This is a genomic window from Streptomyces sp. NPDC006510, from assembly GCF_040611955.1.
In the GTDB taxonomy this organism is placed as follows: domain Bacteria; phylum Actinomycetota; class Actinomycetes; order Streptomycetales; family Streptomycetaceae; genus Streptomyces.
The window spans coordinates 1-11,921 of record NZ_JBEXPH010000226.1; the positions used below are offsets into that span (position 1 = coordinate 1).

Here is an 11,921-nt window from a genome sequence, read left to right on the forward strand (position 1 = left end):
TCATCCCCAGGACCCTCGTGCCGTCGCCCACCGAGCTGGTGACCGTGAGCCGGCCGCCCAGTTCCGCCAGGCGTTTGCGCATCCCGTCGAGCCCGTGGTTCGGGTAGTCGGACCGCCCGGTCGCCACGACGGCCGCGTACTTGTGCGCGATGTCGGGGTGGACCTCGGGGTTCGGGTTCGCCATGGCGAAGACGAACGCGCCGGGCGCCATCGAGGCGACGGCCGCCTCGGGGACCGTACCGCCGGAGACGCCGATGAAGACGTCGGCGCCGGCCAGCGCGCTCTCCAGCGGACCGGAGATCCCGGCCCGGTTGGTGAGCTCGGCCAGCTCGCGCTTGACCTCGGTCAGGTCCTCGCGGTCCCGGCTCACGATGCCCTTGCGGTCGGCCACGGCGACGTCGCCGAGCCCCGCCTCCAGCAGGAACTTCGCGATGGCGACCCCGGCGGCGCCGGCGCCGGAGATGACGGCGCGCAGGTCGCCGAGGCTCCGGCCGGACAGCTTCGCGGCGTTCCGCAGGGCCGCGAGCGTCACGACGGCGGTGCCGTGCTGGTCGTCGTGGAAGACCGGGATGTCGAGCCGCTCCTGGAGCTTGCGCTCGATCTCGAAGCAGCGCGGCGCCGAGATGTCCTCCAGGTTCACGCCGCCGAAGGACGGCGCGAGCCGGACGACGGTCTCGACGATCTCGTCCGCATCGGTGGTCGCGAGCGCGATCGGCACCGCGTCGACGCCGCCGAACTGCTTGAAGAGGATCGCCTTGCCCTCCATCACCGGGAGGGACGCCTCGGGTCCGATGTCACCGAGGCCGAGCACCGCGGTGCCGTCCGTCACGACGGCGACGACCTGCGACTTCCAGGTGTAGTCGTGGACCAGCTCGGGATTCTCCGCGATGGCGCTGCACACCTTGGCGACGCCGGGTGTGTACGCGAGGGACAGGTCGTCCTTGTCACGGATGGGCACGGTGGCCTGCACGGCCATCTTCCCCCCGCGGTGGAGAGCGAAGGCCGGATCGAACGGCTCATCGGTGGTGCTGTCAGTGGTGCTGTCGCTGCGAGGATTGACGATCTCCGCTGCCATGGTGTTGACCCCTTAAGTCTTCATCGTTTGAGGGTGGCCACTCCTGGTTGAGGAGGGGTGGGCGGGCACCGCGTACGTTCCCTGCGTCGGCGGTTGGCCCGCACCGGCAGGGGGAAATACATACGCGCGGGCGCGCCGCACACGCGCCCTGAGCCCCGGATGAGGGGTGTAAAGGTCTTTCTTACCGGACGGACCGCGTCAGGGACGAGTCCATATCGACTCGGTGACGTGACTCATAGTCGAATATCTGGACAAGTCCGCCAAGCGACGAAAGTGTCCACCAGTCGAGACGCGCCGCAGATCTTCCGGCGTGAAGATGGAAACCCCGTAGATGGTCCGGCCCTGTGTACCGGCCTCGTGAGGTTCGAGGGTCGTCCGTTATCTGATTTTGACACGATCAGCGACCAGTTTGAGCCAGTCCGAATGGCAAGATGCCCTAATCCCACAGGGGGGCGACATCCGAAGTCGTGTGTCCATACCACCTGGCAACACCACCCTCACCTGCCGGAGGCAACCCGATCATGACCGCAAGCACCACACGTCGCACGGCCGCGAAATCCAGGATCGCAGCGGTCGGCGCCATCGCGGTCGCCGGCACCATGCTGCTGGCCGCCTGTGGCGACCAGACCAAGAACGGGTCGACGAACAGCTCGGCGTCGGCCAAGGCCCCGTACGCCGGTCTCCTGCCCAAGGAGATCAGGGACAAGGGCGTCATCAAGGTCGGTTCGGACATCGCTTATCCGCCGGTCGAGTTCAAGGACAAGTCCGGCAAGACGGTCGGCATCGACCCCGACATCGGCGCCGCGCTCGGCAAGCAGCTCGGCGTGACCTTCCAGTTCGAGAACGGCACCTTCGACACGCTGATCACCGGTCTGCGCTCCAAGCGCTACGACCTGGCGATGTCGTCGATGACCGACACCAAGGACCGCCAGCAGGGCATCGACTCCGAGACGAAGAAGAAGGTCGGCGAGGGCGTCGACTTCGTCGACTACTTCACCGCCGGCGTCTCGATCTACACCCGGAAGGGCGACGACCAGGGCATCAAGACCTGGGCCGACCTCTGCGGCAAGAAGATCGCCGTCCAGCGCGGCACCGTCTCGGACAACCTCGCCAAGGCCGAGTCGAAGAAGTGCGCCGACGGCAAGAAGATCGCCATCGAGACCTTCGACAACGACCTGGAGGCCCAGACCCGGCTGCGCAGCGGTGGCGCCGCCGCCGTTTCCTCCGACTTCCCGGTGGCCGCGTACGCGGTGAAGACCTCGGGCGGCGGCAAGGACTTCCAGATCGTCGGCGAACAGGTCGAGGCCGCCCCGTACGGCATCGCCATCGCCAAGGGCAACGACCAGCTGACCAGGGCCGTTCAGGCGGCTCTGAACGGGATCATCAAGAACGGCGAGTACGGCAAGATCATCTCCAAGTGGGGCGTTGAGGCCGGTGCAGTAACCGAGGCCAAGCTGAACGGCGGATCCTGAGAAGGCACCGGCGCTGAAAGGTTCTTTCTGTGACTGACATCAAGAAGACGGGTCCGGCCGACCAGCCGCCCATACCCCCCACCCCGTCGTCCGGCCACGAGACGATCAGGGCCATTCCGGTCCGGCACTACGGCCGGTACGTCTCGGCGGTCATCGCCATCGCCGCATTCGTCGCGATCATCTACGCCTTCAGCCAGGGCAAGATCAACTGGGGTGCGGTTCCCGACTACTTCTTCGACGACCGCATCCTCAAGGGCGTCACCCAGACCCTGCTGCTGACCGCGCTGTCCATGGTCATCGGCATCGTCGGCGGCGTTCTGCTGGCCGTGATGCGACTGTCGAAGAACCCGGTGACCTCGTCGATCGCCTGGTTCTACATCTGGTTCTTCCGCGGCACCCCGGTCCTGGTCCAGCTGTTCGTCTGGTTCAACCTGGGCCTGGTCTTCGAGTACATCAACCTGATGCCGATCTACAAGGACTACTGGTCGAGCTTCATGACGCCGCTGCTGACGGCGCTGCTCGGCCTGGGGCTCAACGAGGCCGCCTACATGGCCGAGATCTGCCGTGCGGGGCTGCTCTCGGTCGACGAGGGCCAGACGGAGGCGTCGCACGCGCTGGGCATGAGCCACGGCAAGACCCTGCGCCGTGTCGTGATCCCGCAGGCGATGCGCGTGATCGTGCCGCCGACGGGCAACGAAGTGATCAACATGCTCAAGACGACGTCGCTGGTGGCGGCTGTGCAGTTCTACGAACTGTTCAAGTACGCCCAGGACATCGGGCAGGGGTCCGGAGCCCCGGTCGAGATGTACTTCCTGGCCGCGGCCTGGTACCTGATCATGACCTCGGTGCTGAGCATCGGCCAGTACTACCTGGAGCGGCACTACGCGCGCGGTTCGAGCCGCAATCTGCCGCCCACCCCGTTCCAGAAGGTCAGGGCCAATCTCCTGTCCCTCGGCCGCCCGAAGGGAGGCATGGCATGACCGCCACCGCCATGGTGAAGGCCGAGGGCGTCCACAAGTCCTTCGGCGCCGCGCACATCCTCAAGGGCATCGACCTGGAGGTAGCCCCGAAGGAGGTCTTCTGCCTGATCGGCCCGTCCGGTTCCGGCAAGTCGACGTTCCTCCGGTGCATCAACCACCTGGAGCAGATCAACGCCGGCCGGCTGTACGTCGACGGCGAACTGGTGGGCTACCGCCAGAAGGGCGACAAGCTCTACGAGCTCAAGGACAGCGAGGTCGCACTGAAGCGCCGGGACATCGGCATGGTCTTCCAGCGCTTCAACCTCTTCCCGCACATGACGGCGATCGAGAACGTCATGGAGGCCCCCGTCCAGGTCAGGCGCGAGTCCAAGGCCGTCGCGAGGGTCCGTGCCGAGCGGCTGCTGGACCGGGTCGGCCTCGGCGACAAGGCGAAGAACTACCCCTCCCAGCTCTCCGGCGGACAGCAGCAGCGGGTGGCCATCGCCCGTGCCCTGGCCATGGAGCCGAAGCTGATGCTCTTCGACGAGCCGACGTCGGCGCTCGACCCGGAGCTGGTGGGCGATGTCCTGGACGTCATGCGCGGTCTCGCGGAGGACGGCATGACGATGATCGTCGTCACCCATGAGATGGGCTTCGCCCGTGAGGTCGGCGACGCGCTGGTCTTCATGGACGACGGCGTGGTGGTCGAGTCGGGCCACCCGCGCGACGTGCTGACCAACCCGCAGCACGACCGGACGAAGTCGTTCCTGTCGAAGGTGCTGTAGGAGCGGGTGCTGCAGAGGGCGGTACGGGCGCCGAGTCCGTACCGCCCTCCTCCCCTGCCCGCGACGTCTCCGGCAGCGGCTCCACGTTCTTCTGCCGTCCGCCCGCTGCTTCTTCTACTTCTTCGGCAGCAGCTCCGGGCTGAGCAACAGCGTCCGCAGCTGGGCGCGGGTCAGCGGCGGGTTCTTGAGCAGCGGGCCCTGCGCCCGCTCGCTCCGCAGGCCGGTGCTGTCCCGGACGGCCAGCACTCCGCCGTTCTTCAGCACCAGCCGGCCGACGAGCTCCCGCCCCCACATGGGCTTGCCCGAGACGTTCATGGAGTCGCTCCAGGTCGACAGCACACTTCCGTCCGGGAGCTCCTCGTTCACGCAGTCCTCCGGCCCCGGCTGCCCGGCGACGGGCTCACACGGATCGGAGCCCGGGCCCTGCCCGCCGGCCGGTTCGCCCTTCAGGAAACCGATCACGAGATAGCCGACGCCGCCGTCCTTGCGGACGGCGAAATGCCCGTCCAACGGCCCGTGCAGGCCGTCCATCTCCCGCTTGTCCTTGTCGCCGTTGATGATGACGGGCAGCGAGACCTGCTCGACCTTCCCCACGCCCTTCGGCAGCAACTCGGCCAGTTGCTTCGCCCGGCCGCCGTTCCCCACGAGCTCGACGGGGGCCGCCACCGACGACTCCTGCGGCGGCTCCTCCGACGCCAGGCCCGACGCCAGGCCCGGCGCCGCGACCGCTCCGGCCGCGACCACGGCGAGTGCCGCGGCCGAGACGGCGCCCCGGCGCCGCAGCCGCACCCGGGCCGCCCTGGCGTACACCGCCCGGGTGGAGATCTCCGGCTGCCCCGCGTCCTCCGCGGCCCGCCCCAGCAGCTCACGCACGTCGTTCATACCAATTCCTCCGCCATCTCGGCGCGCAGCGCCGCCAACCCCCGAGCCGCATGGCTCTTGACCGTGTTCTCCCGCATCCCGAGCAGTTCGGCCGTGGCCTCCACGCTCAGGTCCTCCCAGTAGCGCAGCACCAGTACGGCCCGCTGCCTGGGCGTGAGCCGGGCGAGGGCCGCCCGTACCGCCAGGCCGGTTTCCGTGTCGGGCAGGTGGTCGGCCCGGTCGGGAAGTTCTCCGTACGACTGCTCCCGCCGCCAGAACCGGCGGCGGCCCGCGACGAAGGTGTTGACCAGCGTCTTGCGCGCATACGCCTCGATGTTGTCGAGCCGTCCGTGCCGCCGTCCGCCGAGCACCACTTTGACCAGGGTCGTCTGGACCAGGTCCTCGGCCTCGTGCCGGTCGCCGCACAGCAGGTACGCGCTGCGGAACAGCGCGGTACGTCTGCCCTCGACGAAGGCGTGCAGCGCGGCATCGTCATCGATCCGCATCGTCGGCGCCCCTCTCCGGGTCCGCGGGTGCGGACCGTCTCACCCTTCCAGTGCGGTGGGAGGCACGGCGGGTTGCAGCAGCGGACAGAAAAAGAAGAGGCGGTACGGGCAACCGTCCCGTACCGCCTCTCCCCGCGTCTGCCGCCGCTACTTCACGGCAAGCACCAGGGTGTCCGAGGGCGATGCCCAGACGGTCCGCGCCTCACCGAATCCCGCCTCGCGCAGGGTGTCGGTGTGCCAGCGCACGGAGGGCATGTCGCCGTCCGCGTGCTCACCGTAGATCCTGTACCGCTCGGCGGTCGGTCCGGCGAGGACCGGGTCCTTGGCGGCCAGCGCCCACCAGTCGGCCCAGTCGAGTGCGCCCGCGGCCTTGGCGCGGTCCATGGCGGCGTGCCGGTGGGCGCGTTCGGCCGCGTTGATCCGGGGCGTCGCGGTGTCGATCATGTGGTCCGCGTTCATGAACACCCCGCCGTCCCTGACGAGCCCGCCGATGTGCCCGTAGAGCGCGGAGAGCGGTTCGGTGTGCAGCCAGTGCAGGGCGGTGGCGGTGAGGACCGCGTCGTACGAGTCGTACGGCAACTGCCCCGCCCATTCAGGGTCCTTGAGGTCCGCGGAGACGAAGGTGACACGCTCGTCGCCGTCGAAGTAGCCGCGCGCGATGGCGAGCAGCGCCGGGTCGAGGTCGACGCCGGTGCTGGTGGCTTCCGGGAACCGCTTGAGCAGCCGGTCCGTAATACTTCCCGTACCGCACGCGAGATCGAGCACCCTCGGCCGCGGCCCCACGAGGGCCTCGACCATGTCCAGCATCACCCGGAACCGCTCCTCGCGGTCGGGCATGTACCACTCCTGCTGCCGGTCCCAGCTCTCCTGCCAGGCCCGCCAGTCCGTACCTGTCGATGTTTCCGTCATCAGAAACCTCCATGTAATACCCTGTAACCACAAACGCCTATTACACCGTTCGCCGCATCGACCATAGACCGACGCCGTAAGGACTACAAGTGGAACTGGCCTATTACTCGGACTACGCCGTACGTCTGGTCAACACCGAGGAGCCGGCCCGCAACAAGGACTCCCTCACCTCCGTGGAGGCGGTCCGCGAGCTGTTCGGCGCCAACGGCCAGGCGGCCCGGCGGGCGACCGACGCGGATGTGACCCGCTTCAGGTCCGTACGGGCCCGGCTGCGCTCGGTCTTCGAGGCGGCCGACGGCGGTGACGAGACACTCGCCGTCGACCTGCTCAACTCACTGCTGCTGGAGTTCCCGGTCAGCCCGCAGATCTCCGGGCACGACATCCGGGACGAGGACGGCAAGCCGGACTGGCACATGCACCTGGCCGACCATCCGTCGAACGCGACGGCCGGGTACGCCGCCATCGCGGCGATGGGCCTGGCCTTCCATCTCACCTCGTACGGGGTCGACCGGCTCGGCCTGTGCGAGGCAGCGCCGTGCCGCAACGCCTATCTCGACACCTCGACCAACCGGTCCCGCCGCTACTGCTCGGACCGCTGCGCGACCCGCGCCAATGTGGCCGCCTACCGGGCCCGCAAGCGCCTGGAGACGGAACGGGCGGCCGACACCGGCCGCAACGCGGAGACCGCCCAGGCCAGCACGCCCCGTACCGACCGCTGATCCTTCTTCAGCGGCCGGTAGCGCGCCCGGACCCTGGCCAGTACGAACTCCTCGGGCACCGTCCCGTAGTCCGTGCTGTCCCCGCCCGCAAAGGTGTTGTCGGCCAGCACCCACCAGCCGCCCCGGCGGCGCTCGGCGGCCCGCTTCACGACCAGCAGGTCCTGCTGGAACGGATGCCGCAGAATCACCACGTCCCCGGGGCGCACCGCCGCCCCGTACTGCACCAGCAGCCAGTCCCCGTGATGGAGCGTGGGCACCATCGACGGCCCGGTCACCTCCACCACCTGGAACGGCACACGCGCCGCCAGCCCTCGCACGGGCTGCTCCTGCGTCAGCTCCGGCACTTCCGGCACCTCCGGCACCTCCCGCATCTCTCCGGCACCTCCCCGCTCCGTCCAGTACACCGTCCCGTACAGCGTTCCGTACATTCGGCCACTGGTCCCGTCGTCACCCTGGACTTTTGGCCTAAGCCCCCGGGGGCACCCACTAAAACGCGTCTCTCACGGAGTAATGTCCCACCTGAGAAGACGATCACGAGGAAGGACAGCTCAATGCTTTCCCGCCTGTTTGCCCCCAAGGTGAAGGTCAGCGCCCACTGCGACCTGCCCTGCGGCGTGTACGACCCGGCCCAGGCCCGCATCGAGGCGGAGTCCGTCAAGGCCGTCCAGGAGAAGTACCAGGCCAACGAGGACCCGCACTTCCGGGCCCGCGCGGTGGTCATCAAGGAGCAGCGCGCCGAGCTCGCCAAGCACCACATCTCGGTGCTGTGGAGCGACTACTTCAAGCCCCCGCACTTCGAGAAGTACCCGGAGCTGCACCAGCTGGTCAACGACGCCCTGAAGGCGCTGTCGGCCGCGAAGGCTTCCACGGACCCGGCGACGGGCCAGAAGGCGCTGGACTACATCGCCCAGATCGACAAGATCTTCTGGGAGACCAAGAAGGCTTGATCCCTGGTTGGGCCGCCTGACCTGCGCTTTCGCGGGTCTGGCTACCTACCTGTCCGCACCCGGCCCGCAGGCCGCCGAACACGGCGTCCTGGCAGGCCGGGTGCGGTTTTCTTTCCCCGGGCACGGGTGCGCCCGGGTCCGCGGGGCGATGGCGGCGCACGCGCGGCCCGCCGTCGAGCGGCTGCGTCGGGCGCTCGACGAGGCCGGGGCGGCGGACACCTGGGTTACCACCCGCGTCATCACGGAGCAGGCCGAGGCCGAGCGCATGGGCTTCACCGGTTCGCCGACCATCCTCATCGACGGGCGTGATCCGTTCGCCGAGCCCGGCCGCGCCGCCGGGCTGACGTGCCGGGTGTACCGGACCCCGGACGGGCCGGCGGGCGTTCCCACCCTCGACCAGGTCCGCCACGCTCTGGCCGCCGCCGACGGCGGCTGACCGACCGGCCCCGGCACCCGCCGGTACCACCGGGCCGGGTTTCGCCGTTCGTTTGTCGAGCTCGTTGATGACCGGCGCGATCCGCCTGCGGTCGACTGCGGAACCGGCGGGATTCGAACCCGCGGACGGGGAGGGCAGGCCCGCCCTGTTCCCCTCAGTCGGCGTACGGGTGACCTCCGCACGCCGATTGCAATGGGCCGCTCTGCCACGGCGCCGCAGTCTGCGGGACCGCGCGATCCCGCCGCGGTCACTCCATGGGCAACTCCCCGGCGCGAGAAAGAAGTTTGTACAGCCGTTTACCTTGAACGCGGCCGTGTCGCCGGGGGGTTTTCGCCCCGCCCGAGGGGACCATATGGAGGTCGGCCGAGGCCGGTCCCCCCGTCGATTCGCTCCTGGTGCCACCGATGAGTTTTCGGGTCGGGATCGGTCGGTATGGGTGGACATGCGCAGACGACGGGACTGTGCACACGAGGGGAGACAGCGATGACCACCGAGGGCTTCACCACATGTCTGTGGTTCGACGGACAGGCAGAGGAGGCGGCGGAGTACTACCTCTCGGTCTTCCGGAACTCCCGCCTCGGCAGGATCGGCCGCTACACCGAAGCAGGGCCCGGGCCCGCCGGATCGGCGATGGCGGTCGAGTTCGAGATCAACGGCCAGAAGTTCGTCGGGCTGAACGGCGGGCCGCAGTTCACGTTCAACGAAGCCATCTCGTTCCAGATCCGGTGCTCGGACCAGGCCGAGGTGGACTACTACTGGGGCAGTCTCACCGACGGGGGCGAGGAGGGGCCCTGCGGCTGGCTGAAGGACCGGTACGGCGTCTCCTGGCAGGTCGTCCCCGAGGCGCTGATCGACCTGATCGGCGACCAGGACGCGGAGAAGGCCGCGCGGACCACCGCGGCCATGATGACCATGAAGAAGCTGGACATCGCCGCGCTGCGGAAGGCTCACGACGAGGGCTGAGACGCCCCCGACGCGCGTCCGCGCGGACGCGGAGCTGCGGAGATGCCAGGGTGCCCGGATGCGGAGATGCGGAGCTGCCGGACGTTGGTCCGTCCGGCATCTCCGCGCCGCACCCACGTCGTCACCCCCGCGCGTCGTTCCTCGCGCGTCGCGGGCCGAGGAAGGCGCCGGCGAGCAGTGCGCCGGCCAGCACCAGTGCCGAGTTGATCAGGATCGCGACCGAGACCCCCGAGAGAACGCCTTCGGGGCCGGTGTCGCCGAGGGCGGACATCCGGGCGGTGGCGACCGCGCTCATGACCGGGATGCCCATGGTGATGCCGACCTGCTGGGTCATGGTGGCGAGGCCGGTGGCCAGGCCCTGTTCCTCGTCGGGGAGTCCGGAGGTCGCGGTGACCATGAAGCCGACGATCATCAGCATGTTGCCGATGCCGCCGACGAAGGTGGCCACCAGCAGTAGCGCGATCCAGTCCCCCGAGGTCCCGAGCGCCACCAGGGAGAGGGTGGCGACGGCCTGGACGGCCCCGCCGGTGACGATGGTCGTACGGCTCCCGAACCGGCCGACGGCGCGGCCGCCGAGCGTGCCGCCGATCACCGTGCCGATGCCCAGGACACCGAAGGCGAGGCCGGTGGCGAGCGGCGAGTAGCCGAGGACTTCCTGGAGATAGAGAGTGAGCAGGAAGACCAGCGAGGTCTCGGTGACGAAGGCGATCAGACCGGCGGTGTTGCCCCAGATGACGCTGCGTCGCTTCAGGATGTGTACGGGGACCAGCGGCGCCGCCGCCCGTTTCTCGACCGCCACGAAACCGGTCAGGAGCGCGAGTCCCGCGAGGAGTGCGGCCAGGGTGGTGGGCCTGGTCCAGCCGGACTCACCGGCCTGCGTCAGACCGTAGACGAGCAGCAGCAGTCCACCGGTGACGGTCACCGCGCCGGGGACGTCGAGGCGGGGGCGGCCGGCAGGCCGTGAGTCGGTGATGACTGCCGGGGCGAGTACGACCACCAGGGCGGCCACGGGCACGTTGATGAAGAACGCCCAGCGCCAGGAGAGCAGATCGGTGAGCAGGCCGCCGAGGATGGCCCCGGCGGTGAATCCGGCGGACATCAGTGCCCCGTTGAGACCCAGGGCGCGTTCCCGCAGCGGGCCCTCCTTGAAGGCGGTGGTCAGCAGCGCGAGTCCGGCCGGGGTGACGGCCGCCGTGGCGAGCCCCTGCAACACCCGTGCCACGAGGAGCACTTCGGGCGAGGTGGCGAGCCCGCCGAGGGCTGAGGAGAGGCCGAGTACGACCATGCCGGCGAGGAACAGCCGCTTACGGCCGACGAGGTCGGCGATACGACCGAAGAGCAGTGTGAAGCCGGCGGCGGCGAGCGCGAACGCGGTGGCGATCCACTGGAGGCTGGAGAGGGAGAAGCCGAGCCCCTCGCCGACGACCGGCAGCGCGACGTTCAGGATCGAGAAGTCCACGGCGATCATGAACTGGGCGCCGAGGAGGAGTGCGAGGACGAGCTTCTGCCGTCCGGTCATACGGACGGTCACAGGGGTTTTCGACGGGGGTGCGGCCGGAACGGCGGCGGGTCCGGTCGCATCCGACGGGGCCTGACTGGGTGCGGACATGATGGGTCTTCCTCAGGGAGACATTTTAACGGGACTTGAGTTCCGTTAAGGTGGGAGTCACCGTAGCAGAGGAAGGGTTATTAATGGAACTGGAGACCCGTTATGGCTTCTGAGGGTGTGGAGCCGGGCAGCGTCCGGCCCGGTGGACGTACCGCCCGGGTCCGTGAATCGGTCCTGCGGGCGGCGGGCGACGCCCTGGCCGAGCACGGCTTCGACCGCCTGGACCTCGCCGATGTCGCGCGACGGGCGGAGGTCGGCAAGACGACCGTCTACCGGCGCTGGTCCACCCCCACCGGCCTGATCGCGGACCTGCTCGATGACATGGCCGAGCAGTCCTCGCCCCGTACGGCCACGGGTTCGCTGGCCGAGGACCTCAGGGCCAACGCCCGGCTGGTGGTCACGACCCTCTCCGATCCCCGGCAGGGCGCGCTCTTCAGGTCCGTGATCGCCGCGGCCACCTGCGATCCGCGCACGGCCGAGGCGCTGCACCGGTTCTACGCGATCCGCATCAAGGAGTGGTCCGGCTGCGTCACCGAGGCCGTCGAGCGCGGGGAACTGCCCGCGGGCACCGACCCGGACGAGGTGATCCGCGCCGTGTCGGCGCCGCTCTACTACCGGCTGCTGGCCAGCGGCGACCCGCTCGACGAGGCGGCGGCGGACCGTGCCGCCGAGGCCGCCGC

Annotated in this window: 14 protein-coding genes; 8 read left to right on the top strand and 6 right to left on the bottom strand. The window is 69.1% G+C overall.

Going from position 1 to position 11,921, the window contains the following annotated elements:
• Positions 1–1,075: malic enzyme-like NAD(P)-binding protein (locus tag ABZY11_RS38245; protein WP_356483581.1), on the bottom strand; the 1,075-nt coding region annotated here is incomplete at its 3' end.
• 521 nt (positions 1,076–1,596) lie between these two features.
• Between ABZY11_RS38245 and ABZY11_RS38250 the strand changes: the two genes are divergently transcribed.
• The 3 genes from ABZY11_RS38250 to ABZY11_RS38260 are packed head-to-tail and all read left to right on the top strand — an operon-like array spanning position 1,597 to position 4,291.
• Positions 1,597–2,547 (top strand): ABC transporter substrate-binding protein, encoded by a 951-nt coding sequence (locus ABZY11_RS38250; protein ID WP_356483582.1) that lies wholly within the window; start codon positions 1,597–1,599, stop codon positions 2,545–2,547.
• A gap of 29 nt (positions 2,548–2,576) precedes the next feature.
• Positions 2,577–3,527 (top strand): amino acid ABC transporter permease, encoded by a 951-nt coding sequence (locus tag ABZY11_RS38255; protein ID WP_356483583.1) that lies wholly within the window; start codon positions 2,577–2,579, stop codon positions 3,525–3,527.
• The gene (locus ABZY11_RS38260; RefSeq protein WP_356483584.1) at positions 3,524–4,291 is read left to right on the top strand and encodes an amino acid ABC transporter ATP-binding protein; all 768 of its coding nucleotides are present in this window, start codon (positions 3,524–3,526) and stop codon (positions 4,289–4,291) included. The genes ABZY11_RS38255 and ABZY11_RS38260 overlap by 4 nt, the downstream gene beginning before the upstream one ends.
• 114 nt (positions 4,292–4,405) lie before the next feature.
• On the opposite strand, the gene ABZY11_RS38265 is transcribed toward ABZY11_RS38260, so the two are convergent.
• The 3 genes from ABZY11_RS38265 to ABZY11_RS38275 all read right to left on the bottom strand — a co-directional run bounded on the left by ABZY11_RS38265 (position 4,406) and on the right by ABZY11_RS38275 (position 6,567).
• Positions 4,406–5,173, bottom strand: coding sequence for a hypothetical protein (locus ABZY11_RS38265; protein WP_356483585.1), 768 nt, complete (start codon positions 5,171–5,173; stop codon positions 4,406–4,408).
• Complete coding sequence (locus ABZY11_RS38270) at positions 5,170–5,658, bottom strand: SigE family RNA polymerase sigma factor (protein ID WP_356483586.1); 489 nt, start codon at positions 5,656–5,658, stop codon at positions 5,170–5,172. The genes ABZY11_RS38265 and ABZY11_RS38270 overlap by 4 nt, the downstream gene beginning before the upstream one ends.
• Before the next feature lie 147 nt (positions 5,659–5,805).
• Positions 5,806–6,567 (bottom strand): class I SAM-dependent methyltransferase, encoded by a 762-nt coding sequence (locus tag ABZY11_RS38275; protein ID WP_356483587.1) that lies wholly within the window; start codon positions 6,565–6,567, stop codon positions 5,806–5,808.
• Positions 6,568–6,656: 89 nt separating this feature from the next.
• On the opposite strand from ABZY11_RS38275, the gene ABZY11_RS38280 reads away from it, so the two are divergent.
• Entirely contained in the window at positions 6,657–7,286 is a 630-nt protein-coding gene (locus tag ABZY11_RS38280; protein ID WP_356483588.1) for a CGNR zinc finger domain-containing protein, read from the top strand.
• Here the strand turns inward: ABZY11_RS38280 and sodX are convergent.
• Positions 7,190–7,657, bottom strand: coding sequence for a nickel-type superoxide dismutase maturation protease (sodX, locus tag ABZY11_RS38285; RefSeq protein ID WP_356483593.1), 468 nt, complete (start codon positions 7,655–7,657; stop codon positions 7,190–7,192). The two genes, ABZY11_RS38280 and sodX, sit on opposite strands and share 97 nt — an antisense overlap.
• A 180-nt stretch (positions 7,658–7,837) precedes the next feature.
• On the opposite strand from sodX, the gene sodN reads away from it, so the two are divergent.
• The 3 genes from sodN to ABZY11_RS38300 all read left to right on the top strand — a co-directional run bounded on the left by sodN (position 7,838) and on the right by ABZY11_RS38300 (position 9,632).
• Positions 7,838–8,233, top strand: a complete 396-nt coding sequence (gene sodN / locus ABZY11_RS38290) for a superoxide dismutase, Ni (RefSeq protein ID WP_072483792.1) — start codon at positions 7,838–7,840, stop codon at positions 8,231–8,233.
• Positions 8,234–8,240: 7 nt separating this feature from the next.
• Positions 8,241–8,669, top strand: a complete 429-nt coding sequence (locus ABZY11_RS38295) for a hypothetical protein (protein WP_356483589.1) — start codon at positions 8,241–8,243, stop codon at positions 8,667–8,669.
• Between the two features lie 483 nt (positions 8,670–9,152).
• Positions 9,153–9,632, top strand: a complete 480-nt coding sequence (locus tag ABZY11_RS38300; protein ID WP_356483590.1) for a VOC family protein — start codon at positions 9,153–9,155, stop codon at positions 9,630–9,632.
• Between the two features lie 121 nt (positions 9,633–9,753).
• Here the strand turns inward: ABZY11_RS38300 and ABZY11_RS38305 are convergent, their stop codons facing one another.
• Complete coding sequence (locus ABZY11_RS38305; protein WP_356483591.1) at positions 9,754–11,241, bottom strand: MFS transporter; 1,488 nt, start codon at positions 11,239–11,241, stop codon at positions 9,754–9,756.
• Between the two features lie 102 nt (positions 11,242–11,343).
• Here ABZY11_RS38305 and ABZY11_RS38310 point away from each other — a divergent pair.
• On the top strand, positions 11,344–11,921 hold a 578-nt coding region (locus ABZY11_RS38310), incomplete at its 3' end, for a TetR/AcrR family transcriptional regulator (RefSeq protein WP_356483592.1).